Source organism: Novosphingobium sp. NFX11, assembly GCF_057376415.1.
This window is the reverse complement of the sequence record NZ_CP080384.1, coordinates 177,154-200,114: the sequence shown is the minus strand read 5'-3', so window position 1 is coordinate 200,114 and position 22,961 is coordinate 177,154. Positions and strand designations below refer to the sequence as shown.

The 22,961-nt window shown below is 66.1% G+C and carries 19 protein-coding genes, 2 tRNA genes and 2 pseudogenes; 14 read left to right on the top strand and 9 right to left on the bottom strand.

Annotated elements, in window-relative coordinates; all coding sequences use genetic code 11:
• Nucleotides 1–78: 78 nt before the first annotated feature.
• On the bottom strand, nucleotides 79–1,938 hold the full coding sequence (locus KZO24_RS01030) for a PHA/PHB synthase family protein (RefSeq protein ID WP_271184496.1): 1,860 nt from the start codon (nucleotides 1,936–1,938) through the stop codon (nucleotides 79–81).
• A gap of 192 nt (nucleotides 1,939–2,130) precedes the next feature.
• On the opposite strand from KZO24_RS01030, the gene KZO24_RS01025 reads away from it, so the two are divergent.
• Entirely contained in the window at nucleotides 2,131–3,330 is a 1,200-nt protein-coding gene (locus KZO24_RS01025; RefSeq protein WP_271184495.1) for an LL-diaminopimelate aminotransferase, read from the top strand.
• A gap of 336 nt (nucleotides 3,331–3,666) precedes the next feature.
• Nucleotides 3,667–4,221, top strand: a complete 555-nt coding sequence (locus KZO24_RS01020; RefSeq protein ID WP_271184494.1) for a winged helix-turn-helix domain-containing protein — start codon at nucleotides 3,667–3,669, stop codon at nucleotides 4,219–4,221.
• 7 nt (nucleotides 4,222–4,228) lie between these two features.
• Here KZO24_RS01020 and mobA read toward each other — a convergent pair whose 3' ends face one another.
• The gene (gene mobA / locus KZO24_RS01015) at nucleotides 4,229–4,759 is read right to left on the bottom strand and encodes a molybdenum cofactor guanylyltransferase (RefSeq protein ID WP_271184493.1); all 531 of its coding nucleotides are present in this window, start codon (nucleotides 4,757–4,759) and stop codon (nucleotides 4,229–4,231) included.
• A gap of 180 nt (nucleotides 4,760–4,939) precedes the next feature.
• On the opposite strand from mobA, the gene KZO24_RS01010 reads away from it, so the two are divergent.
• A tRNA-Cys gene (locus KZO24_RS01010) sits at nucleotides 4,940–5,013 on the top strand.
• Between the two features lie 410 nt (nucleotides 5,014–5,423).
• Here the strand turns inward: KZO24_RS01010 and KZO24_RS01005 are convergent.
• A tRNA-Ser gene (locus tag KZO24_RS01005) sits at nucleotides 5,424–5,514 on the bottom strand.
• Between the two features lie 78 nt (nucleotides 5,515–5,592).
• Here KZO24_RS01005 and KZO24_RS01000 point away from each other — a divergent pair.
• Both KZO24_RS01000 and KZO24_RS00995 read left to right on the top strand, forming a co-directional pair.
• Entirely contained in the window at nucleotides 5,593–6,573 is a 981-nt protein-coding gene (locus KZO24_RS01000) for a peptidylprolyl isomerase (RefSeq protein WP_271184492.1), read from the top strand.
• Nucleotides 6,570–6,896, top strand: coding sequence for a DUF1905 domain-containing protein (locus KZO24_RS00995; RefSeq protein WP_271184491.1), 327 nt, complete (start codon nucleotides 6,570–6,572; stop codon nucleotides 6,894–6,896). The genes KZO24_RS01000 and KZO24_RS00995 overlap by 4 nt, the downstream gene beginning before the upstream one ends.
• Before the next feature lie 64 nt (nucleotides 6,897–6,960).
• Here KZO24_RS00995 and KZO24_RS00990 read toward each other — a convergent pair whose 3' ends face one another.
• Nucleotides 6,961–9,054, bottom strand: coding sequence for a RelA/SpoT family protein (locus KZO24_RS00990; RefSeq protein ID WP_036526026.1), 2,094 nt, complete (start codon nucleotides 9,052–9,054; stop codon nucleotides 6,961–6,963).
• Between the two features lie 334 nt (nucleotides 9,055–9,388).
• On the opposite strand from KZO24_RS00990, the gene KZO24_RS00985 reads away from it, so the two are divergent.
• From KZO24_RS00985 to KZO24_RS00960, 6 genes and pseudogenes are all read left to right on the top strand, one after another.
• Entirely contained in the window at nucleotides 9,389–9,853 is a 465-nt protein-coding gene (locus tag KZO24_RS00985; RefSeq protein WP_211149663.1) for a PilZ domain-containing protein, read from the top strand.
• Nucleotides 9,854–10,061: 208 nt separating this feature from the next.
• Nucleotides 10,062–10,790 carry a pyrimidine utilization protein B gene (rutB, locus tag KZO24_RS00980; RefSeq protein WP_271184490.1) on the top strand — a complete coding sequence of 243 codons (729 nt, stop codon included), beginning with the start codon at nucleotides 10,062–10,064 and terminating at the stop codon, nucleotides 10,788–10,790.
• A gap of 2 nt (nucleotides 10,791–10,792) precedes the next feature.
• Nucleotides 10,793–11,176: a pyrimidine utilization protein C gene (rutC, locus tag KZO24_RS00975; protein WP_271184489.1), complete on the top strand. Its 384-nt coding sequence runs from the start codon at nucleotides 10,793–10,795 to the stop codon at nucleotides 11,174–11,176.
• Nucleotides 11,177–11,406: 230 nt separating this feature from the next.
• Nucleotides 11,407–12,189, top strand: a complete 783-nt coding sequence (rutD, locus tag KZO24_RS00970) for a pyrimidine utilization protein D (protein WP_271184488.1) — start codon at nucleotides 11,407–11,409, stop codon at nucleotides 12,187–12,189.
• A gap of 3 nt (nucleotides 12,190–12,192) precedes the next feature.
• Nucleotides 12,193–13,263: pseudogene (gene rutA / locus KZO24_RS00965) on the top strand (pyrimidine utilization protein A).
• A 499-nt stretch (nucleotides 13,264–13,762) separates the two neighbouring features.
• Nucleotides 13,763–14,752 (top strand): helix-turn-helix transcriptional regulator, encoded by a 990-nt coding sequence (locus KZO24_RS00960; protein ID WP_271184486.1) that lies wholly within the window; start codon nucleotides 13,763–13,765, stop codon nucleotides 14,750–14,752.
• A 154-nt stretch (nucleotides 14,753–14,906) separates the two neighbouring features.
• On the opposite strand, the gene KZO24_RS00955 is transcribed toward KZO24_RS00960, so the two are convergent.
• The 5 genes from KZO24_RS00955 to tsaD form a co-directional block, all read right to left on the bottom strand.
• Nucleotides 14,907–15,530 (bottom strand): hypothetical protein, encoded by a 624-nt coding sequence (locus KZO24_RS00955; RefSeq protein WP_271180981.1) that lies wholly within the window; start codon nucleotides 15,528–15,530, stop codon nucleotides 14,907–14,909.
• Between the two features lie 140 nt (nucleotides 15,531–15,670).
• Nucleotides 15,671–16,393 (bottom strand): OmpA family protein, encoded by a 723-nt coding sequence (locus KZO24_RS00950; RefSeq protein ID WP_486486736.1) that lies wholly within the window; start codon nucleotides 16,391–16,393, stop codon nucleotides 15,671–15,673.
• A gap of 164 nt (nucleotides 16,394–16,557) precedes the next feature.
• Nucleotides 16,558–18,111, bottom strand: a complete 1,554-nt coding sequence (locus tag KZO24_RS00945) for a lipopolysaccharide biosynthesis protein (RefSeq protein ID WP_486486735.1) — start codon at nucleotides 18,109–18,111, stop codon at nucleotides 16,558–16,560.
• Entirely contained in the window at nucleotides 18,108–19,106 is a 999-nt protein-coding gene (locus tag KZO24_RS00940) for an NAD(P)H-dependent glycerol-3-phosphate dehydrogenase (protein WP_271180968.1), read from the bottom strand. The genes KZO24_RS00945 and KZO24_RS00940 overlap by 4 nt, the downstream gene beginning before the upstream one ends.
• Nucleotides 19,103–20,137, bottom strand: coding sequence for a tRNA (adenosine(37)-N6)-threonylcarbamoyltransferase complex transferase subunit TsaD (tsaD, locus tag KZO24_RS00935; protein WP_271180967.1), 1,035 nt, complete (start codon nucleotides 20,135–20,137; stop codon nucleotides 19,103–19,105). Before tsaD ends, KZO24_RS00940 begins: the two co-directional genes overlap by 4 nt.
• Before the next feature lie 119 nt (nucleotides 20,138–20,256).
• On the opposite strand from tsaD, the pseudogene hemC reads away from it, so the two are divergent.
• The 3 genes and pseudogenes from hemC (at nucleotide 20,257) to KZO24_RS00920 (ending at nucleotide 22,836) form a co-directional block, all read left to right on the top strand.
• Nucleotides 20,257–21,131, top strand: a pseudogene (hemC, locus tag KZO24_RS00930) (hydroxymethylbilane synthase).
• 272 nt (nucleotides 21,132–21,403) lie between these two features.
• The gene (locus tag KZO24_RS00925; protein WP_486487199.1) at nucleotides 21,404–21,967 is read left to right on the top strand and encodes a uroporphyrinogen-III synthase; all 564 of its coding nucleotides are present in this window, start codon (nucleotides 21,404–21,406) and stop codon (nucleotides 21,965–21,967) included.
• A complete protein-coding gene (locus KZO24_RS00920; protein ID WP_486486734.1) occupies nucleotides 21,967–22,836 on the top strand; it encodes a hypothetical protein in 870 nt (289 codons plus the stop codon). The genes KZO24_RS00925 and KZO24_RS00920 overlap by 1 nt, the downstream gene beginning before the upstream one ends.
• Nucleotides 22,837–22,961: the final 125 nt, after the last annotated feature.

Below are 22,961 nucleotides of genomic sequence, written 5' to 3'. Positions count from 1 at the left end.
TCCGGCGTAGATTACAGGCGTGTGTCAGCACGCCTGCAGGCTCGGGTCACGCGATTAAGATGCCGAAATGGACCTTGTTCAGCGCGCGGAGACGTAGCGTCCTGGCGCGTCTTCGATGACCTTGTCACCGCGTACACCTGGCTTGCGTTTTCCTCGCGAGGGAATTTCGGCAGGGTCGAGATCGCGTAGCCATTCGGCCCAATGCGGCCACCAGGACCCGGGATGCTCGGCCGCCCCCTCGACAAATTCTGCCAGAGTCTCGGGTGAGCCGCCGTTCGTCCAGTACTGATACTTGCCGGTGGACGGCGGATTGACGACCCCCGCGATGTGGCCGGAGCCGGCGAGCAGGAACGTCCAGTCCCCCGCAAGATAGCGGGTCAGCTTCCAGACGCTGGTGGCGGGAGCAATGTGATCTTCGCGCCCAGCCTGGATATAACAGGGCGTCGCGATGCGGTGCAGGTCTATCGGCGCTCCGCAGGCGGACAGCGAATCGGCTACGGCCAGCCGGTTGTCGCGATAGAGGTCGCGCAAGTAATTGCGGTGCCAGCGCGCCGGGAGGTTGGTGACGTCACCGTTCCAGTGCAACAAGTCGAACGCAGGGTAATCCTCGCCCTTGAGATAATTGCGTTCGACGTAGTTCCAGATAAGATCATTGCCACGCAGAATGTTGAAGGTCGCGGCAAGATAGCGTCCATCGAGATAACCCTCGGGCGACAAGCGGCCTACCGTCTCGATCTGCTGGTCGTCGATGAAGTTCTTGAGATCGCCCGCATCCTCGAAATCCACCTGCGCGGTGAAGAAGGTGGCGCTGGCGACTTTGTCCGCTTCACCTTTCCGCGCGAGCACAGCCAGCGTGGCGGCCAGCGTCGTGCCGGCCACGCAATAGCCGATCGTGTGCACCGAAGGCACGCCGAGACGATTGCGGGCGAAGTCCACCGCCTCGATCTGCGCGGCGATGTAGTCGTCCCAAAGAAGGTCCGCCATCGAGGCGTCGGCCGACTTCCACGAAACCATGAACACCGTCACGCCTTGCTCGACCGCCCAACGCACGAAGCTCTTCCGAGCGTTGAGGTCGAGGATGTAGAAACGGTTGATCCATGGCGGGAAGATCACCAAGGGAGTTTTCAGGACCCTGTCGGTCGTCGGGGTATACTGGATGAGCTGGTAAAGCGGCGTCTCGAAGACGACTTTTCCTGGCGTCACGGCGATGTTCTCGCCTAGCACGAAGGCGCCAGGTCGCGTATGCGTGAGCTGGCCCTTGCGCATGTCATCAAGCAAATTCTCGAAACCGCGCACGAGGCTCTCACCACGGGTTTCGGTAGCTTTCGCCAAGGCGACAGGGTTGGTCAGCGGGAAATTCGCCGGGCTCAGGGCATCCACTATGGTGCGCGTCGCGAAAAGCAGCTGCGCCTTTCGCGCAGGCTCCATGCCTTCGACTGCCTCCGCAAGACCGGTGACCTGCTCGCTCATCAGCAGATAGAGCTGATGCAGCACCGCGAAGAACGGTTGGCGGCGCCATTCCGGATCGGAGAAACGATGGTCACGACGCGGCAACTCGGCCTCCGGTTGAGCCTGCTCGCCGCGTGGGCCGAGGCCGTACTGCCCGAATACCGCGTTCACCAGCGCCAATCCCTCGTTCCAGAACTTCTGCTGGACTTCGGGGTTGGCGAACGGAAGTTGCCGGAACACGCCCTCAGCCGTGGCAATCCACTTCATGGGATCGGCATAGTGAGGCGGCTTTTCGGCCGATGCCTTGTTCAGTTGCTCGACCTGGAATTCGGTCCAGATCGAATGCAGCCGCCCTGCCACCTCGGCCCATTGCACCGTGGCCTCAGCCTCGGGCGTCCCCTCGGCAGGGATTATCTGGCCGAACAGTGTCGTAAGGCTCTGGACCTGGGACTTCATGACGTCGCTGATGAGGTCGGCGTCGGTAGCCATCGGCAATCGCTCTCCTTGGGATTCTGCATGCAGGTTGGCCGCGTCGCGGACTCCTGTCGAGCCCCCTTCTCACGCTTCGGCGTGACATTTCCTGCAATTATCTTTCACGAGTCCCCATTTGCGCAGGCTTGCGAATCCCCTACAGGGGCCGAGCGGCGATCCTGCCGCCAACGCTACTGGATACCAGAGGTCATGGAAGACGAGTTCTACCGCATCAAGCGACTGCCGCCCTATGTCATCGCCGAAGTGAACGCGATGAGGCACGCAGCCCGCCAGGCCGGTAAGGACATCATCGACCTCGGCATGGGTAACCCCGACCTGCCTCCGCCGCAGCACGTACTCGATAAGCTGTGCGAAGTGGCGCAAAAGCCCGACGCCCACGGTTATTCGCAATCGAAGGGTATCCCCGGCCTGCGCCGCGCTCAGGCGAACTATTACGCCAACCGCTTCGACGTGGAACTGGACCCCGAGCGCGAGGTCGTCGTCACGATGGGCTCGAAGGAGGGCCTCGCCAGCCTCGCCACCGCAATCACGACGCCCGGCGACGTGGTGCTGGCCCCCAACCCCAGCTACCCGATCCACACCTTCGGCTTTATCATCGCCGGCGCGACGATCCGCTCGGTGCCGACGACGCCTGACGAGAACTACTGGCGCTCGCTCGACCGCGCGATGGCCTTCACGGTGCCGCGCCCGTCGATCCTGATCGTCAACTACCCGTCGAACCCGACCGCCGAAACGGTGGACCTTGCATTCTACGAGCGCCTCGTCGCCTGGGCAAAAGAGAACAAGGTCTGGATTCTGTCCGACCTCGCCTATTCCGAGCTCTATTACGACGGCAATCCAACCCGCTCGATCCTCGAGGTACCGGGAGCCAAGGACGTCGCGGTCGAGTTCACCTCAATGAGCAAGACCTACTCGATGGCTGGCTGGCGCATCGGCTTCGCGGTGGGCAACCAAAAGCTGATCTCCGCGCTTACTCGCGTGAAGTCCTACCTTGACTACGGCGCCTTCACGCCGATTCAGGCTGCTGCCTGCGCCGCGCTCAACGGCCCGCAGGACATCGTCCAGCGCAACCGCGATCTTTACCAGAAGCGCCGAGACGTGATGGTCGAAGCATTCGGCCGAGCCGGGTGGGAAATCCCTGCCCCCAAGGCCTCCATGTTCGCTTGGGCACCCCTACCGCCGGCCCTCAAAGAGATGGGAAGCCTGGAGTTCTCCAAACAGCTTCTGACTCATGCCGAAGTCGCAGTCGCCCCCGGCGTTGGTTACGGCGAGGATGGCGAAGGCTTCGTCAGAATCGCCATGGTCGAAAACGAACAACGCCTTCGCCAAGCCGCTCGCAACGTAAAGCGCTACCTGACTTCGATGGGCGTTAATACTCCTTCATCGTGACACAAAAACCCCGCAGAATCCTAGGAATTCTGCGGGGTTTTAAAGTTAATGATTGCTCCATACTGTAATAAAATACGTGTTGTCCCGTATGGCAAAAATGCGCCATCTCGCCACCCATCTGATTGGAACAGTAGGCTATTTGGGGGGCAGATGGCGGTTTTTCTTTCACGGCGGGAGTCGCCGTATCATTTTCGATGGCTGAGCTCCGACAGGATTCCTATTGGGTTCGATCTCAGAGTTTGCGGCTGGGCGCTGGATTTCGGTGGAGAGCCTTCGTGCGACTGCATAGGGGTAGTGCATGCAGGGAACCTGAACAGCGCAGATTGGGATAGATTGTTGGCGGTCCGCAACGAGGTTCGCCGCTTCGTCCTGGTGATCGGTGCCGCCAGCGCCGCAGAACGTGCTGAACTTCTGCAGGTCGGTTTCGGCGAAGCCGTGTCCGACACGATCGAACCTGGGGAATTCGAAGCTAGGGCATCCCGGCTGGCAGAACTTACCTACTGGCTTCCACGGCATCGCCGTCTCGGTGACCTTGAGTTGGATCTCTTGGCCCGAGAAGCGTTTGGTCAAGGAAAATCGCTCAACCTCAATCCGCGCGAATTCGCACTGATCTGGCGCCTTGCGGACACGCCTGGCGAGCCCGTGAGCAAGCAGGATCTTATCCAGGACGTTTGGCGCATGGGTTTCGTACCAGAAACCAACAGCATCGCCGTCCACATGTCCCGGCTGCGTCGTAAGCTGGGGTTTGTCGGCATGTCCGGCATCATCGCCACAGCTTCCGCCGGTGGGTACTGCCTCATGCCACAAAGCGAGGAGCAACTAAAACCAGCTTTTCTGCCGACAAGCACGACGCACGCCAATCCGAACCAAGCCGTCGCGTGCCAGGTTTAGACTTGTTTTAGGGCGACGATTGACCGGCAGCTTCAGCGAGGTCAGCTGGCGTGTTGATGTTGGGTATCGGCACGGCGATCTTGACCGGTCTCGCGCCGAGAAGTTCCGCAAAGCGGCGCATCGAATGGCGCTCGTCGCTCTCCAGCAGGGCGTCGAGTTGCGCAGCGGCGGCGGCCGGCCACAAACCAATGACCGGCTGAGAAGCAAGATAGGACGGCGCCGGCTCCAACGCCTGATGTAAGTCCTCGGGCAACAGCCCGGCATCGACACCGCAACTCAGTACGACCTCGTAGCCCTCGTCCTGGGCATAATGCAAGGCGGCCGCCAGACCGCCGAGCGGCCCCATGCCTGCCCTCGGCCAATCGGGGAGCGTGGGTGCCGGAGCGACTTTCCTTCCCGTGACAACGACATGCTCGCACCAGCCCGACAATGCGTCGACCGTCAGCGAAATCAGCGTGCGGCCTCCGATCTGCGCCAGCGCCTTGTCGCTGCCGAAGCGGCTGGAGAGACCTCCCGCCAGGACCGCTCCTAGAATCATACCGAGCCCTTTCCTGTGACGAAAGGCTACTAAAGCGCGCCATCAATCCATACAGCAAGCAGAGAAACTCCCTGCCTCGACTCCTTCTCGCCGGCAAACGCAAAGAAAATGCGGAAACTTGCGCGAATCCCGTTGCACTACCTCCAATCGATTGGTAGGCGCGCACTCCTCCACACGGATGGCCCGATGGCGGAGTGGTGACGCAGAGGACTGCAAATCCTTGCACGCCGGTTCGATTCCGGCTCGGGCCTCCATTACCATATGGATAATCGTGTGTTTTTCGTCGTTTAGGCGATTTTGGCGTCCAGCCTCAAATCAAGATTAGACATTTCCCCTGTGTAACCTTGTGGATCGCGCCCTTTGCGAGACGCGCACTGTTAGTCGCGGCGACATACCGCGCGCGCGTTGTCAGTGCCGGTCCATGGCGGCTGCCTGCCAGGCTTCTTAATCCGCTGGAGCGCCTTGAGCACCATGGGAGCTCCCTTGCCTGTAAGCTTACTGCTCCGCGTATCCGTTCTCCCCATACCCGTGACAGCTCACATGGTATCTCATGCCAGCCCCAGCTGGAAAGGAACAAAAATGGGACTTTATCAGGCAACCTGTAGCGGACAGAGCGCACGAAATCAGCCCCTTGAGGACATTTCCGGACTGATCTGGATAGGCTTGGCGGAGCGGGAGGGATTCGAACCCTCGATACGCTTTTGGCGTATACTCACTTTCCAGGCGAGCGCCTTCGACCACTCGGCCACCGCTCCGCATGCACTGGTAAGGAGGCGGCCACTAGCGAGTCGCGCGGGGTTTCGCAAGCGGTGTGGTGATGGCATGAAGCCTTCATGCGCACTTTCTTTTCCGTCATCGCACTTGCCGCCCTCGCCACGCCTTCGCTGGCGGCCGGGGACAAGCCGATCACGCCCAATGACGTCGTCGATGCCGCTCCCGCTTCCGACTGGCAGCGCATCGCCCCCGGCGACCTGCTGGTCATGGACCTGACGCCCGGCGCCAAGGGCAAGCCGCGCCGCGTGGTGATTCAACTGATGCCCGCGCCGTTCTCGCAAGGGTGGGTCGGGAACATCCGCAAGCTGGTGGCCGCGCACTGGTTCGACGGGATCGCAGTCGTGCGAGTGCAGGACAACTATGTCGTGCAGTGGGGCGATCCCGATGGCGAGACGCCGGGCAACGCAAAGGCTTTGCCTGCGGGATTGGCGAAGCCAACCGAGAAGGGCTACGTAACGCCGCTCGACGAAAGGTTGCGATCGAGCTTCATGCAGCGCAGCGCGCAAGAGGCCGGACAAACTGCGACGATCCCAACCAATCCGGATTCCTATCTGCGCAACGGCCTGACGCTGTTCGATCATGGCTGGCCCATCGCGGCAGATGGCCGCACAGGCTGGCCCGTCCACTGCTACGGCATGGTCGGCGTTGGCCGCAATCTCTCACCCGATACCGGCACCGGCGCCGAACTCTACACCGTGATCGGACAAGCGCCGCGCCAGCTGGACCGCAACATCGCGCTCGTCGGGCGGATTATCGCGGGGATGGAGCACCTGTCGTCGCTACCGCGCGGGACGGGTGCGCTGGGCTTCTATGAAACGCCTGAAGAGCGCACGCCGATCGTCTCCGTGCGGATGGGCAGCGACGTGGCGGACCTGCCTGCCTACGAATACCTCTCCACCGAAAGCGCCAGCTTCGCCGCCTACATCGACAAGCGCGCGAACCGGAAGGACAGCTTCTACATCCAGCCCGCAGGCGGAGTGGACATCTGCAATGCACCCGTGCCGATCCGGCCCGTGAAGCAGGACGCGGCGAAGCCATGAGCGCACACGGCGAGCACCTTCAGCACACCGGCCGTCTGTGGCGCTGGACCGGAGGGGCGAACAACGGCACCTGGCACTTCCTCACCATCGACGGCGCGGCGGGCGAGGCGCTGTCCGGCACCGCGATCATGCGCAAGCTGGAAGGCACCGCGCGCGGGTTCGGCTCGCTCAAGGTCAAGGCGCGGATCGGAGCGACGGAGTTCGCAACCTCGGTGTTCCCGAGCAAGTCCGACGGCGGCTGGCTGCTGCCGGTCAAGGCCGCCGTGCGCAAGGCCGAAGGGATCGGAGAAGGCGATGACGTCGAGGTTTCGCTGACGTTCTGAGGGAGTAGCCCCTCCACCACCCGCTACGCGGGCGGTCCCCTCCCCGAGCAAGCTCGGGGAGGAACTAGATGCGTTCAGCGTCGGCCACCGCCTCGCTGGCACGCAGGGCGCCGACGATGCGGGTGAGGTGCGCGAGGTCGGAAACCTCCAGGTCCACCTCATAGGTACCGAAGGGCTCGTCGCGCTGGGTCATCTGCAGGTTGGTAACATTGGCGCGGTTGCTCGCAAGGATCTGCGTCACTTCGGCGAGCGTACCCGGGCGGTTGTAGAGGATCAGCTGCAGGCGCCCGACGGCGCCGGTGGTCCGCTCGCCCCATGACAGGTCGAGCCAGTCGGCATCGACGCCGCTCGCCAGCGTCATGCAGTCGATCGCGTGGACTTCGACCTTGTGGTCCGGGCGACGCAGGCCGACGATGCGGTCGCCGGGGACCGGGTGGCAGCATTCCGCCAGCTCGAAGCCGACCCCCGCCGTGAGACCACGGATCGAGATCGCGCGTTCGGTGCGGGTCCATTCGGGGTCCTCGGGCAGTTCCGCCGTGCTGCCGGGGACCAATGCCTCCATGACCTGACGGTCCGATAGGCGGCCCGAGCCGATCGCGAACATCAGGTCTTCCTCGTCGCGGAGGTCCAGGCGCTCGACCGCGTGGGCAAGCGCCTTCTTGCCGAGCCGCTGCGGCAGGCGGCCGGCGATCTCGTCGTAGAGCTTGCCGCCGATCTCGGCTACTTCGGCGCGTTCCTTGGCGCGGACGGCGCGGCGGATGGCGGCGCGGGCCTTGCCGGTGACGACGAAGCCCAGCCACGAAAGCTGCGGCTCCGAGGTGGTGCTCTTGATGATCTCCACCACGTCGCCGTTCGCCAGCTGCGTGCGCATCGGCACGTGCCGGTTGTTGATCTTCACGCCGACAGCCGCATTGCCGAGATTGGTGTGCACCGCATACGCGAAATCCACCGCCGTCGAACCCTTGGGCAGCTGGAACAGCGCGCCCTTGGGGGTGAAGGCAAAGATGCGATCCTGATAGATCGCCATCTTGGTATTCTCGAGCAGTTCCTCGGCGTCGTGGCTGGCGTCGACGATCTCGATCAGATCGCGCAGCCACCCGACCTGCCCATCGGGCCGCGCGCCGCCCTGCTTGTAGGCCCAGTGCGCGGCGAGGCCGAATTCGTTGAGGCGGTGCATCTCGCGCGTGCGGATCTGCACCTCGATGCGCATGGAACGCTGGAATATCAGCGCCGTGTGCAGCGACTGGTAGCCGTTCGACTTGGGCGTCGAGATGTAGTCCTTGAAACGGCCCGGGATCATCTGCCAGGCCTGATGCAGCACGCCGAGCGCGCGGTAACAGTCGTCCACGCTGTCCGTCAGGACGCGGAAGGCCATGATGTCGGTGATCTGCTCGAAGTTGACATGGCGCTCCGCCATCTTGCGCCAGATCGAATAGGGGTGCTTCTCGCGGCCGGAAACCTCGACGTTGAGGCCCGCCTCGGCCAGCACCTGCTTGATCGACAGCGCCAGTTCGTCGACCTGCCCGCCCTCTTCGCTGCGGATCTGCGCAAGGCGGCCGGTGATCGTCGCGTAACCTTCGGGTTCCAGCTGTTCGAAGGCGAGCAATTGCATCTCGCGCATGTATTCGTACATGCCCACGCGCTCGGCGAGCGGGGCGTAGATATCCATGGTTTCGCGGGCGATGCGGCGGCGCTTGTCCTCCTTCTTGATGTAGTGGAGGGTGCGCATGTTGTGCAGGCGATCGGCCAGCTTGACAAGGAGCACGCGCAAGTCCTCGCTCATCGCCAGCAGGAACTTGCGCAGGTTTTCCGCCGCGCGTTCGCTCTCGGTCATCACCTCGATCTTGGAGAGCTTGGTGACGCCGTCTACCAGCCGCGCCACATCCGGGCCGAACAGCTTGTCGATCTCCTCGATCGTCGCCAGCGTGTCTTCCACCGTGTCGTGGAGCAGCGCGGTGATGATGGTCTGCTGATCGAGCTTCAGCTCGGTCATCAGACCCGCCACTTCGACCGGATGGCTGAAATAGGGGTCGCCACTGGCGCGTTTCTGGGTGCCGTGCTTCTGCACGGTATAGACGTAGGCACGGTTCAGGAGGGCCTCATCGGCCTCCGGGGCGTATTCCTTGACGCGTTCGACGAGTTCGTACTGGCGGAGCATGCTGGCCTGTCATGTCAGGTTTTATTGCACCGCGACAAGAGGGCGGCGACCAAAATGCAGATTTTGCAACGGGAGAACCCGGAACAGACCGGCACCTAAAGATACCATAACGGCACCCAAAGCGTCCACAAAAGGCAATTCAATCGTTTTCACAGGGCAAGTTACGTAAGGGATTTGTTAACCATCCGGGAACTGTGCGGCCGCACAATAAACGCGAACCGGCTGGCGCATCGTTCTCACCCCCCACCGCAGCGCCGCCGGTTCGACCGCGCCTGATCTTGCAACGGGCCGGACCATGCACCGGGGACACGAATGCGAAGAGGTAGCCGATCCCATGGCGGACATCGATGATTTCGCGAGCAGCGAGCGACCCGAGTGGCTGAAAGCGCTGGCGCGGCGTGCTTCCGTCTCGTCGGAAGCTGCCGCCGGCCAAGGCGCGCAACAGCAGCGCGCGCCGCGTGTGCGGACGCTGATCAAGGCCGTCATCGGCGGCGAGGGGCGCGCAGGCGAGGACGTCATCGTGCGCAACGTTTCGCCCGGCGGCATGTGCATCGCCTCGCGCACCTTGCAGCCGAGCACCGGCGAGATGCTGCGCGTCTCGCTGCCCGGACAGGCGGACCTGCAGGCGCAAGTGCGCTGGGTCGGCAAGGGCGAGTTCGGCGTGCTGCTGACTGGCGGCAGCGGGCTCGACCTCGATCGCATCCAGTCCTCCAACCGCCAGCGCAACGCCGGTTTCGCAGCGGCGCTGGAGCGCTTGCTGGGCGTCAGGCCGCAGGAGCCGCGTCCCTCGGCTGTGTGAGGGCCGCCTGAACATTGCCCGCTCACCCCAGTCATCCCCGCGCAGGCGGGGACCCATCTGATGCCCGTGCAGCCGGAACCGTCATCAGATGGGTTCCCGCCTTCGCGGGAATGACGAAATTGTTTCGATCGAACAGGGCGAGCGATCCGAAATCACGATCCCAAACAGCCACCTTGACCACCCCGGACCTGTGCTCGATAGTATCGGGGTGAGCGAGATCATCGTCGACCCGTCCCCCGGTTCCCACTCCTCCGCAGTGCTTCCTGCGCGGCCCGAGGCCATCCGGCTCGATCCGGCGACAACCGCCGTCATCGTCGTCGACATGCAGAACGCCTATGCCTCCAAAGGCGGCTACGTGGACGAGGCGGGCTTCGACGTCGGGCCTGCCGCCGTTACCATCGGCCACATCGCCGATGTGCTGGGCACCGCCCGCGCGGCCGGGATGACGGTGGTGTTCCTGCAGAACGGCTGGGACGCCGACTATGTCGAGGCAGGCACGCCGCTCTCGCCCAACTTCCACAAGTCCAACGCGCTCAAGACCATGCGCAGGCGCCCCGAACTCTCGGGCAAGTTCCTAGCGCGCGGCGGCTGGGACTACGAACTGGTCGATGCGCTGACACCGAAGGAAGGTGACCTTCGCGTCCACAAGCCGCGCTATTCGGCCTTCTTCAACTCGCAGCTCGATTCCGTCCTGCGCGCGCGCGGCATCCGCACGCTGGTGTTCACCGGCATCGCCACGAACGTCTGCGTCGAATCGACCCTGCGCGACGGCTTCCACCTCGAATACTTCGGCGTGCTGCTGGAGGATGCGACGCATCACCTCGGCCCCGACTTCATCAAGGAGGCCACCGTCTACAACGTCGAGAAGTTCTTCGGCTGGGTCAGCACGGTCGCCGATTTCCGCACTGCCGTGAGCCAGCTGCCACCAAAGGAATGACGATGCCCTTCGAAGCCGTGAACCCGTCCGAATTCCCCACCCCGATCGCGCCCTACTCGGCCGGGGCGAAAGCGGGCAACGTGCTCTACGTCTCGGGCATGCTGGCGCTGGGCGAAGGCGGCACCGTGCTGCATGTCGGCGACGCGGCGGCGCAGACCCGCCACGTGCTGGAGGCGATCCGGATCACCGTGGAAGCCGCGGGCGGCACCATGGCCGACGTCGCCATGAACCACATCTTCCTCAAGGACATGGCCGATTACGCCGCGTTCAACGCCGTCTATGCCGAGTACTTTCCCGGCGACAAACCCGCGCGCTATTGCATCAAGACCGAGCTCGTGAAGCCCGACTGCCTGGTCGAGATCGCGTCGGTGGCGCATCTGGCATGACCCTTCGACAAGCTCAGGGTGAGCGGGAACAGCGCAGGCTACCACAGCCTGACGACTGTACCTTGAATCGTCATTGCGAGCGTAGCGAAGCAATCCAGAGCGGCGCAAGACTGCCCTGGATTGCTTCGCTGCGCTCGCAATGACGAGGAGCGGTTCGGGTCAATGGCATCGCCCCCAACCCCGCTCAGGCTGAGTGCTGAGCCTGTCGAAGCATCGAAGCTCCATCGCGAATGAGCACTGCTGCCGGCCTCCACTACGAGTTCCACGGTCCCAAAGACGCGCCCACGCTGATCCTGTCGAGCGGGCTCGGCGGCAGCGGCGCCTACTGGCAGCCGAACCTTGCCGCACTTTCCGCGAACCACCGCGTCCTGACCTACGACCAGCGCGGCACCGGCCGCAGCGATCGCGCGCTGCCGGAAACGACCTCGATCGAGGACATGGCCGCAGAAGTCATCGCGCTGATGGATACGCTTTGCATCGCGCGGGCGCACTTCATCGGCCACGCGCTGGGCGGGATGATCGGGATCGAGACCGCCCTCGCCTCCGGCCGGATCGACAAGCTGGTGGTGATCAACGGCTGGCGCACCCTCTCCCCGCACACCCGCCGCTGCTTCGAGGCCCGCCTCGCCCTGCTGCGTCATGCGGGGAACGAACCGTTCCTGCGCGCGCAGCCGCTGTTCCTCTACCCGCCCGACTGGATCGCCGCCAACGACGCGCTGCTCGAGGCCGAACTGGCGCACCACATCGCAGGCTTCCCCGGTGCGGAGACGATGGAAAAGCGCATCGCCGCCGTCGCCGCCTATGCCCCTGCGGCCGAGCGGCTGGCCAGGCTGGGCGAAACCCTCGTCATCGCCACGCGCGACGATTTCCTTGTTCCTTGCGCGGCCTCACTGGACCTTGCCGGACCGATCCCCGGGGCCGACGTCGCCACGTTCGGATGGGGCGGCCATGCCTGCAACGTCACCGATCCTGCGGGTTTCAACCGCCTCGTCGTCAAGTTTCTGGAGAGCTAGTCCATGCAAGTCGGCGTCTTCGTGCCCATCAACAACAACGGCTGGCTGATCAGCACGACTTCGCCGCAGTACATGCCCAGCTTCGATCTCAACAAGTAGATCGCGATCCGGGCCGAGAAGCACGGGCTCGACTTCCTGCTCTCGATGATCAAGCTGCGCGGCTTCGGCGGCAAGTCGGAGTTCTGGGAATACGGGCTGGAGAGCTTCACCCTCATGTCCGGCCTCGCCGCCGTGACCGAGAAGATCAAGATCTTCGCCACCTGCCCGACGCTGATCATCCCGCCCGCCTTCGCGGCGCGGATGTGCAACACTATCGATTCGATCAGCCACGGCCGCTTCGGCCTCAACCTGATCACCGGCTGGCAGCCGCCCGAGTACACGCAGATGGGCCTGTGGCCGGGAGAGGAGCACTTCCGCAACCGCTATCAGGTGCTGGACGAATATGCCCACATCCTGCGCGAGTTATGGGAGACCGGCCGCTCCGACTTCAAGGGCAAGCACTACACGATGGACGACTGCCTCGTGCGGCCGACCCCGCAGGGTGACATGAAGATCATCTGCGCGGGCTCCTCGGACGCGGGGCTGGCCTTCTCGGCCAAGTGGGCGGACTATGCCTTCTGTCTTGGCAAGGGCGTCAACACGCCGACCGCCTTCGCCTTCAACAACGAGCGCCTTGCGAAGTTCACCGCCGAAACCGGGCGCGACGTGCAGGTCTTCGTCCTCGTCATGGTCATCGCCGCCGAGACCGACGAGGAAGCACAGGCGAAGTGGAAGCTCTACAACGAAGGCGTCGACATCGACGCGATTTCGTGGCTGGCAGACCAGGGCGCCAAGGACACTGTCAACACCGACACCAACGTACGCCAGCTGGCGGCGCCGGAAGGGGCCGTGAACATCAACATGGGCACCCTCGTCGGCAGCTACGAGACCGTGGCGCGGATGCTCGACGAGATGGCGGAGGTGCCCGGAACCGGCGGCGTCCTGCTGACGTTCGACGACTTCGTGGAAGGGGTCGAAAACTTCGGCACCCGCATCCAGCCGCTGATGAAGAGCCGCGCCGTTAAAGCACCATGACTTCCCCTCCCGTCATTGCGAGCGCAGCGAAGCAATCCAGGGCGGCGTTCAACTGCCCTGGATTGCTTCGCTGCACTCGCAATGACGACGGATGGTTCGATCCGACGGCCACCTGACACGCAATGTCGCAAGGTGGGTTTCCGGGTTCCCGCGAATCACGTCAAAGTGCCGCCACCCCCACAAAGAAAGCCCGGGCCTGCAAGCAGGCCCCGGTAGTTTGGTAAAGGATCGCATTGGAATTACCGATCCTTCGGGTCGCATCTACGCAGATGCCCGAAATGGTGATTCGGCGCATACCATGATCGTGGTATGCCCCCTCGATCCGCCCCGTTTTACATAGGCTTGCGTAAAGTTGACGCCGGGTTCACATTGCCCTCCGGTCGCAGTCGGGGGCAGGACCATACGAATCGAGGAACTGGGGGCGCTCTTCGCGCGCGCCCCGTTTGAAGAATCTGGCTGGGAAGGCGCGCTGAAGGCTCTGGCCAGTGCGACCGGATCGATGCGCGCGCAACTGGTCGCGATCGGCGAACACCACACGTTCTTCAACCGCGTCACCGATACCTGGGAAGGTTACACCGCAGAATTCGAGGCCATCGAGGGCCATAGGCCGGAGGTGAACTACCGCATCGCGGCCTCGCGCGCGCCTTATGAAATCGTCTGGGAAAAGCATTACGACGAGGTGCGGGCCGTCTCCACCAACGAAGCCTACATGGAGCACGTGCGGCGTCTCGATGCCGAACACGGCGCCCAGATCGTGCTCGACAGCGGACCGTCCGCGTTCTTCGGCCTTGCCGCCCTTCACGGTGCCAGTGACGGACGTACAACCGAGGCGCAACGCGCGGCGCTGAGCGGCGCCGCACCGCACGTGATGGCCGCAATCCGCCTGCAAAGCGCCATCGAGCATCAGGGCGCCGAACTGCTGCTGGGTTCGCTCGACGCGCTGCGTACGGCCGCAATCCTGCTCGACGTTGTCGGCCGGGTGCGCTCGGTGACGGGAGCGGCGGAGAGGCTGCTCGCGCCCGACACGCTGCAGGTGCGCGGCGGGGCATTGCGGGCGGTGCGGCCGGACCTCGACCGCGTGCTGCAGATGCGGATCGGCGTGGCCCTCGCCAACCGGCAGGCGATGCCTTCGGAGCTGTGGATGCAGTCGGTGCGCGGGCCGCTGCTGGTCGAGGTCTGCCCCCTGCCCCGGCAGGACTGGAACTTCGGCTTCGCGCCCAGCGTGATCGTCACGCTCAAGGCCCCGCTGGGCCTCGCCAGCGATCAGGGCGCCCGCCTCTCCGCCGCGCTCGACCTGACGCGGGCAGAAGGCGAGATCGTCGCCCTGCTGGCGCAGGGCCATTCGCGGCAGGAGATCGCCCGGATGCGCAGCGTCAGCGTACAGACGGTGTCGAGCCAGTTGCGCACGATCTTCCAGAAGGCCGGCGTCAACCGTGAGGCCGAACTCGTCTCGATCGCCCGCGCCGTGATCGAGATGGGGAGCCGTTAGAGACTCTGTCTGGAAAATGCCCTGACGGGCATTTTCGCTGCGGCACCGGCCCACGCCCCACCCGACCTCCCATCTATGGTACACTCGTGGGAGGTCGGGTGGGGGCGTGGGCCGGTGCCGCCAAATCCGCCTGTGGCGGATTTGCAGAAAATACTCAGAGCTTCCCGAACTGCGCCTCGTAAGCGCCGGTATCGCCGCTCGACAGCAGCCGTGCCTGCTCTACCCAGCTGTCGCGGCGCGGGCGGCCCGCGAAGGCGCCCAGTTTGGTGTCGAGTTCGTCGAGGTCCGCATCGCTCCATGCCGCGATCTGCGCATAGCTCGTTACGCCCAGCGCATGGAGCAATGTCAGCATCTTGGGGCCGAGGCCCTTGATCTTGCGCAGGTCGTCCGCCGCGACTTCACCCTCAGCCGTCTCCACGACCGGCGGGGCCGGAGGAGCGGGCGTCGGATCGGGCTCGGCGGCGATGGTCTGCGGGGGCTCGTGCGCCGCATCGTTGTGGCGCGCCTCGTCGGCCTCTTCCTGCGCGGCGACGGCGATGACCTCGCCGATGCCCGCCATCGTCCCGGCCATCGCCGGCGGGTCGATGTGGTACTGCGAGGCGGGCGGCGCGTCGTCTATCAGCGCCTGGTTGCGCTGCGCGGGCGCCGCGCCCTCGTCGAGCACGTCGGGGCGATGCTCGCGCCGCGCCGGCTTCGAGCCGTGGATGAAGACCCAGTAGGCCACCACGATGCCCACGAGCAGCGCGACGATGAAGACCAGCCAGTTCGCCTGAACCATTTCCAGCACGTCAGTTCACCTTCCTGCGATTCCATATTGCGGCGCCGATGCCGAAACCGATCCCGTAGGACAGCAGCACCGAGACGGCCATTTCCAGCCATAGCGGCAAGGCAGCGTCCTTTCCTAGTCCCTCAAGTCCATCATTCAGGCCCCGGCGTATCGATCGGCGTCGGCTTGACCGGCGCGGTATAGAGCACCGAGAACTCGATGCGCCGATTGGCCGGGTCGAGCGGGTCCAGCCCTTCCACCGGCCGCGCCGAGCCGAGGCCTGCCGCGCGCAGATCTGTCGCCGGAATCCCCCGCGCGATGAGGGCCGAGCGCACCGCCTCCGCCCGCGCCTGCGAGAGCGCGACATTGACCTTCTGGTTGCCCGAGGCGTCGGTATGCCCGGTCACCGCGATGATGCTGCCCACGCAAGGCCGCAGCGAGCGCGCCACTTCGCCCAGCAGCCGCTCGCTCGACGGTTCGAGGCGCGTGCTGGCCTCGCCGAAACGGATGGTACGGGTTTCGAGGATGCGCTCGACGTCGTCCTGGCAGTGGGCCAAGACGCTGCGATCGTCGCCGTCCCGCGCCCAACTCACCCCCGCGATCCCCGGCACCGCAGCGATGGCGGCGGCGACAGCCTTGCGCGTCTCGGGCGAAAGGTCCCTGCCGCCGGAGAGCACCGGGTGGCGGGTCAGCCAGCCGTAGCGGTCGCGGAAATTCAGCGTCACGCCCTTCCCGCCCACAGCATCGCGCGCGGCCGAAGCCTGCCGGTCGAGGTCGCCGATGAACGCAAGCCCCCGCGCCCGGGTGACGGCGAAGGACATGACCAGGCACAGCGCGGCTCCGGCGACGATCAGCGATGCGCGGCGGGGATTCATGAGGGCAGCCTAGAGCAAGATGGCTTGAAATTGAATCGTCATTGCGAGCGTAGCGAAGCAATCCAAGGCCGTTCTGAGCCGCTCTGGATTGCTTCGCTACGCTCGCAATGACGAAAGTGGTTCGGCGTCATGGAGGGGCAACCTAGAGAACCGAAGCCGGGCTGTCAGCCGGGCAGTTGCTCGCCAAGCGGAGTTTCGACCTTCTTCGCCTTCTGGAACAGCCGCCGGTCCTCAGGCCCGAACGCCTTCTTCCAGATAACGAGGAAGTAGGAACCCAGGATCGCCGGGATCCTGAAGGCCAGCGCCGCCCACTCGGGCAGGAAGCGCACCGCGAGGAAACCGATGACGACGGCCGGCAAAGCCGCCCAGACCAGCGCCCAGCGCCAGTTGTTGATCGGTTCCTTCAGGATGCGCGCCAGCATCACCGACTTGACGATCGAGGACAGCCCCAGCGCCAGCATCAGCGCGCAGGCGGCAGCGGCGGCCTGGAACAGCGGATTGAAGCCGAGCCGCTGCATCAGCAGGATGCCGAAGAGCGTCAGCGCCGCCTGCAGCGCGATGGTCCCGATCGAGACCCACAAGTTGCGCAGCCGCGCGACGTAGATCAGCGCCGCCTCGCTCACCACGGCGGTGGCGGCGACGACCTCGGCTGCGAGCAGAAAGGCCAGCGCCCCGGTGCCGCCGACGAACTCGCGTCCGACGAGGCCCATCACGCCGTTGCCGGGAATGCCCAGCGCCAGTGCGATCCCGGCTTGCGAGGCGGTGATCCAGAAGCCCACCTGACAGACCTGCCGGGCGATCGCGGCATAGTCCTTTTCCTTCAGGTTGCGCGTGATCACCGGGCCGAGCACCGGCTCGAAGCTGGTCTTGAGCTTCTGCGGCAGGCTCGCGACCTGCTGCGCCGCGTAATAGACGCCGACCGCCGAAGCCGGGGCAAGAAAGCCAAGCAGGAAGATGTCGACGCGCCGGGTGCCCCACTCGATCGCGTCGGCCAATGCGATCGGCAGCGAGCGCAAGGCCAGCTTGCGCATTGCACCGGGCCGGGGCTTCCACCCGCGCGGCAGGCCGTATTCGCGGAAGAACGGGATCGCCGCCGTCAGCGCGGCGGCATAGATCGAGGCGATATAGGCGATGGACAGCCCGCTCTCGGGCGCCAGCCAGATCATCGCGCCCGCCATGATCGAGATCGTCCACGGCTCCACGATCGCGCGCGACCACACCGTCGGCGTCACCCGCAGACGATAGGCGAGCGCGGCCAGCCAGATCTCGGTCATCGTGAAGGGCGGCAGCGCGATCACCATCAAGCGGTCGATCTGCGTGTAATGGCCACCCGGGAACAGCACGCCCGGCACGAACCAGAAAAGCAGGGCGGCTGTGCAACTGGCGATGATCGCGAGGATCGAACCGTCGGCGATCACGTTGGCAGGCCGCACCTGCCCCTCCGTCTCTGACAGCCGCTGCGCCAGCCCGCGCTTCTCGCCCATCGTGCAGAGCATCGAGGTCAGCTCGATCAGCACCAGCGCCGAGGCGAAGCGGCCCAGCGCGGCCGGTCCGTAGGACGCGGCGCGCCCGGCGATGAACAGGAACGGGATGCGCGCGGCGAGCCGCAGGAAGAATCCGAACAGGTTGGTGCGCCCGCCCTTGGCGAGAGCGGCGATGTCGTCGCGCTCCTTGTCGCCTTGCGGTGCGTGGGCGGGATCGCCGTAGGGCGTACTCAAGAAGCAGGCTCCTGCTCGTCGCGCAGCGGGCGCGACAGGAGATCGCTCACGACCGCGCTCGCCGGAGCCTCGCCCTTCAGCAGCCGCTCGACCGCTTCGACGATGGGCATCTGGATGCCGTCACGGCGGGCGAGGTCGGCGAGCACCGGCGCGGTCGCCGCGCCTTCGGCCACGCTGTTCTTGCCTGACAGCGCCTCGGCGGCGGTCAGCCCCTTGCCCAGCGCGAGACCGAGCGAGAAGTTGCGGCTGGAGGTGGAGGAGCAGGTCAGCACCAGATCGCCAAGACCGCACAGGCCCGACAGCGTCTCCGCGCGGGCGCCTCTCGCCAGCCCGAAGCGCAGCATTTCGGCATAGCCGCGCGCGATCAGCGCCGCGCGGGCGTTCTGGCCGAGGTTCAAACCCTCGACCACACCGCAGGCAATGGCGAGCACGTTCTTGACCGCACCGCCGATCTCGGCGCCGACGACGTCATCGGAATAATAAGGCCGCAGCGCCGGGCGGGCGAGCAGCGGCGCCAGCCGGTCCCACTGCGCACGCCCGCCACCGCAGGCGAGCGTCACGGCGGTCGGCAGCCCGGCGGCGACTTCGTGCGCAAACGTGGGCCCGGAGAGCACCGCCAGTCGCTCGGGCGCGCAGGCGCTCGCGGCGACGTCGGCCATCAGGCGGCCGGTTCCGGCCTCGATACCCTTGGCGCAGAGCACGAGATCCCGGTCGCCTGCAGGTAGGCCCGCAATCACCGAGGCGACGAACTGAGCGGGCACGACCACCAGCAGCGCCGGAAGTGCGGCGAATTCGCCCAGGTCGCTGGTGGCGCGGATGGTGGACGCCAGCGCGGCGCTCGGCAGGTAGAGGCCGTTGCGGCGGTCGCGGTTGATCTCCTCGACCAGTTCGGTCTCGCGCGCCCAGAGCAGCACGTCGCTGCCATCGCTGGCGAATGCCTGCGCCAGCGCCGTGCCCCATGCGCCTGCACCAATGACGCCGATCTTCGCGCTCATGCCTTCACTCCCGCACCGCGTACCGCCTCGGCCTCCGGATCGAGCGGCCAGCGCGGGCGCGCCGCCACGTCGAGCGGGTCGGACTGCCCGCGTTCGAACCGCTCCACACCGGCCCAGGCGATCATCGCCGCATTGTCCGTACACAGGCTAAGCGGCGGTGCGATGAAAGGCAGCAAATGGCTTGCCGCCAGCGCTTCCAGCGCACTGCGGATCGCCTTGTTCGCCGCGACGCCGCCCGCGACGACGAGCGCGTTCACCGGCCCGCACTTGGCGAGCGCCCGGCGGGTGCGGTCGATCAGGCAGTCGATCGCGGCCTGCTGGAACGAGGCGGCGATGTCGGCATCGGTGTACTCGCCCGACTGCTTCGCCCGCAGCACCGCGCTCTTGAGCCCGGCGAAGGAGAAGTGCGGCTCGGCCGAACCCTTGAGCGGGCGCGGCAGCGGCACTTTCTTCGCATCGCCCTGAAGCGCAAGCCGCTCCAGCGCCGGGCCGCCGGGATAGCCGAGGCCGAGGACCTTGGCGGACTTGTCGAAAGCCTCGCCCAGCGCGTCGTCGATGGTTGTGCCGAGGCGGCGGAACTGGCCCACGTCCTCGACCAGCAGAATCTGGCAGTGCCCGCCCGAGACGAGCAGCAGCAGGTAGGGATAGGCGAGGCTGGCATCGGCGAGGCGCGGCGACAGGGCATGCCCTTCGAGATGGTTGACCGCGATCAGCGGCTTGTCGGTGGCCATCGCCAGCGCCTTGGCGGTGACGAGACCGACCATGACCCCGCCGATCAGCCCCGGCCCGGCGGTCGCGGCGATCGCGTCCACCTGATCGAGCGTCATCCCGGCATCGGCCAGCGTCGCCTCGATCAGCGGGGCAAGCCGCTCGGCATGGGCGCGCGCGGCGATCTCGGGCACGACGCCGCCGAAAGGGCGGTGCTCTTCGTCCTGCGAGGCGATGCGCTGGGCGAGGATCACCCTGTCGTCGGTGACCAGCGCCGCCGCCGTCTCGTCGCACGAGGATTCAATGCCGAGAACTATGCTCATCCGGCCTTCCCCTGAACGACAATGCCCGGTAGCACAAGCCGCCGATGACCAACGATAAACAAGACCAGACCTTCCGCCCTGAGCGTTACAAATTGGGCACACGCCGTTCGCCGCTGGCGATGGCGCAGGCCCATGAGGCGCGAGACCGGCTCGCCCAGGCGCACGGAATCGATCCGGCGCATATAGAGATCGTGGCCGTTACCGCCAGCGGCGATCGCATCCAGGACCGCGCGCTCGCCGAAATCGGCGGCAAGGCGCTGTGGACCAAGGAACTCGACGCCTGGCTGGCGAGCGGCGAGATCGACTTCGCGGTCCACTCGGCCAAGGACGTCGAGACGATCCGCCCCGGGGCCTTCACGATCGGCGCCATCCTCCCGCGTGAGGACGTGCGCGATGTGCTGGTCGGCGCGGAGAGCATCGCCGCGCTGCCACCGGGGGCCGTCGTCGGCACCAGCGCGCCGCGCCGCGCCGCGCAGCTGCTCCACGCCCGGCCGGACTGCAAGGTGGTGACCTTCCGCGGCAACGTCGCCACCCGCCTCGCCAAGCTGGCGGCGGGGGAGGCCGACGCGACGTTCCTGGCGCGGGCGGGCCTCGTGCGGCTGGGCGAGACCGGCACCGGCCACCCCTCGACGCCGAGGACTGGCTGCCCGCCCCGGCGCAGGCCGCGATCATGATCGAGTGCCGCGCCGACGACGAACGCACCCGCGCCTTCCTCGCTGCCGTGGACGACGCGCCCAGCCGCGCGCAAGTGCTCGCCGAACGGGCGCTGCTGGCGGGCCTCGGCGGCAACTGCCACAGCCCGATCGCGGTGCTGACCCGCAATGAGGACGCGCACCTCGTCATGCGCGCTGCGCTCTACAGCCCCGATGGCGCCGAGCACGTTACGGGTGAGGCCCGCTTTCCCGCCGACGACGCGGAAGGTCCGGGGCGCCTCGCCGCCGACCTGCTCGCCCGCGCGGTTCCCGCCATCACGGTGCATTTTGCCGGAGCGTGAGCCTTTCGTCGTCCCGGACTTGATCCGGGACCGGTGGCCGGGACCCGCCCACCTTGCAGCGCGCGCGGCGAGTTCGCGGCTAAAGACTGCCAGCGGTCCCGGATCAAGTCCGGGACGACGAAGGCGATGATCCTGATCCTCCGCCCCGAGCCCGGTGCCTTGGCCACGCTGGCAGCAGCGCGTGAACGCGGGCTGGAGGCACTGGCCTTCCCGCTGTTCGCAGTGCGCCCCTCGTATGGGAGCCCGCCCCACGTGACGCCGTCGACGCGCTCCTGCTCGGCAGCGCCAATGCCCTGCGCCATGGTGGACCTCAGATTGCGGCCTATCGCGGCCTGCCCGCCTACTGCGTCGGCGAAACCACCGCACAGGCCGCGCGTGAAGCCGGAATGGAGGTCGCCGCCACCGGCCATGGCGGACTGCAGAACCTGCTCGGCGTGCTCCAGCCCGGACACCACCGCCTGCTGCGCCTCGCCGGGCGGGAGCGCACCACGCTCGACGTGCCCGAGGACGTCACGATCTTCACGCGCGAGGTCTACGCCAGCGAGGCCCTGCCCACCCCGCCCGCGCTGATCGAGGCATTGGCCGACCCCGTGCTCGCCCTGTTCCACTCGGGCGAGGCGGCCGCGCGCTTCGCACAGGTCTGCGACGAGGCCGCTATCCCGCGCTCGCGCATCCGCCTCGCCGCGATCGGCCCGAGGGTCGCCGCGCGCGCCGGGGAAGGCTGGGCGCAAGTGCGCAGCGCCGCCCGGCCTGACGACGCCGCATTGCTGGCCTTGGCGCAGCAGATGTGCCAAGACACCGGCCCACGGACAGCAACCGCGACGACAAGGACTTGATGCAGGACATCCCTTCCGCCCCTCCCGGCGTTCCTCCGCAGCGCCGCTCGGCGGGCATGACGCTGTTCGTCGCGCTCATCGCCTTCGTGATCGGCGCCGGGCTCGTCGCCTGGCTGGCGACGCGCGGCTACCTGCCGACCCTGCTCGACGCCGCGAACACCGCGACGCTGACGGCGGCACCCGAACCCGGCCCCAGGCCTGCGCCGCCCGCCGCCCAGATGTCGCAGATCGCCACCGTCGAGGGGCGCCTTGCGATGATCGAGGATCGCATGTCGCGCATCGACCTTCAGACCAGCGCCGCCGCCGGCAACGCCGGGCGCGCCGAGGGCCTGCTGATCGCCTTCGCCGCCCGCCGCATGGTCGATCGCGGCGAGCCGCTCGGCTATCTTGCGGACCAGCTGCGCCTGCGCTTCATGAACGCCCAGCCGCGCGCGGTGCAGACGCTGGTGGACTTCGCCGCCAACCCGGTCACCATCGACGCGCTGAGCGCCCGGCTGGAAGCGCTGTCGCCGGAACTGACGGTCAGCACCGCCAACCGCAGCCTGTGGGAGCGGACGCGGCAGGAGATCACCTCGCTCTTCGTGGTACGCCGCGATTCGGCCGCGCTCGCCAATCCAACCGCCCGCATCGAACGCGCCCGCCTGATGCTAACCGCCAAGCGCATCGATTCGGCCATCGGCGAGGTCGAGCGGCTTCCCGGCGCCGAAGCGGCCGATAACTGGATCGCCGATGCGCGCCGCTACGAAGCCGCGCAGAAGGCGCTCGACCTGCTCGAGACGACGGCGATGCTGGAGCCGAACCGGCTGCAGGATCTCGACCGGCCACTCGGTCGATCAGCCGAGCCCGCTCGCGCCGACCGCGCCGGCTGAGGAACCGGCGCCGGAGGCTTCGGAGGGGGCGTAAAAACCATCCGTCGTCCCGGACCTGATCCGGGACCGGTGGCGGTCTTTAGGCGCGAACTCGCTGCGCGCGCCGCAAGGTGGGTTGGTCCCGG

Bases quoted from the DNA above. Each gene is read 5' to 3' on its own strand.
- KZO24_RS01030 (WP_271184496.1), bottom strand. From the start codon at position 1,938: ATGGCTACCGACGCCGACCTCATCAGCGACGTCATGAAGTCCCAGGTC.
- KZO24_RS01025 (WP_271184495.1), top strand. From the start codon at position 2,131: ATGGAAGACGAGTTCTACCGCATCAAGCGACTGCCGCCCTATGTCATC.
- mobA (WP_271184493.1), bottom strand. From the start codon at position 4,759: ATGATTCTAGGAGCGGTCCTGGCGGGAGGTCTCTCCAGCCGCTTCGGC.
- KZO24_RS01000 (WP_271184492.1), top strand. From the start codon at position 5,593: ATGCGCACTTTCTTTTCCGTCATCGCACTTGCCGCCCTCGCCACGCCT.
- KZO24_RS00995 (WP_271184491.1), top strand. From the start codon at position 6,570: ATGAGCGCACACGGCGAGCACCTTCAGCACACCGGCCGTCTGTGGCGC.
- KZO24_RS00990 (WP_036526026.1), bottom strand. From the start codon at position 9,054: ATGCTCCGCCAGTACGAACTCGTCGAACGCGTCAAGGAATACGCCCCG.
- KZO24_RS00985 (WP_211149663.1), top strand. From the start codon at position 9,389: ATGGCGGACATCGATGATTTCGCGAGCAGCGAGCGACCCGAGTGGCTG.
- rutC (WP_271184489.1), top strand. From the start codon at position 10,793: ATGCCCTTCGAAGCCGTGAACCCGTCCGAATTCCCCACCCCGATCGCG.
- rutD (WP_271184488.1), top strand. From the start codon at position 11,407: ATGAGCACTGCTGCCGGCCTCCACTACGAGTTCCACGGTCCCAAAGAC.
- KZO24_RS00960 (WP_271184486.1), top strand. From the start codon at position 13,763: ATGCGCGCGCAACTGGTCGCGATCGGCGAACACCACACGTTCTTCAAC.
- KZO24_RS00955 (WP_271180981.1), bottom strand. From the start codon at position 15,530: ATGGTTCAGGCGAACTGGCTGGTCTTCATCGTCGCGCTGCTCGTGGGC.
- KZO24_RS00950 (WP_486486736.1), bottom strand. From the start codon at position 16,393: ATGAATCCCCGCCGCGCATCGCTGATCGTCGCCGGAGCCGCGCTGTGC.
- KZO24_RS00940 (WP_271180968.1), bottom strand. From the start codon at position 19,106: ATGAGCGCGAAGATCGGCGTCATTGGTGCAGGCGCATGGGGCACGGCG.
- tsaD (WP_271180967.1), bottom strand. From the start codon at position 20,137: ATGAGCATAGTTCTCGGCATTGAATCCTCGTGCGACGAGACGGCGGCG.
- KZO24_RS00920 (WP_486486734.1), top strand. From the start codon at position 21,967: ATGCAGGACATCCCTTCCGCCCCTCCCGGCGTTCCTCCGCAGCGCCGC.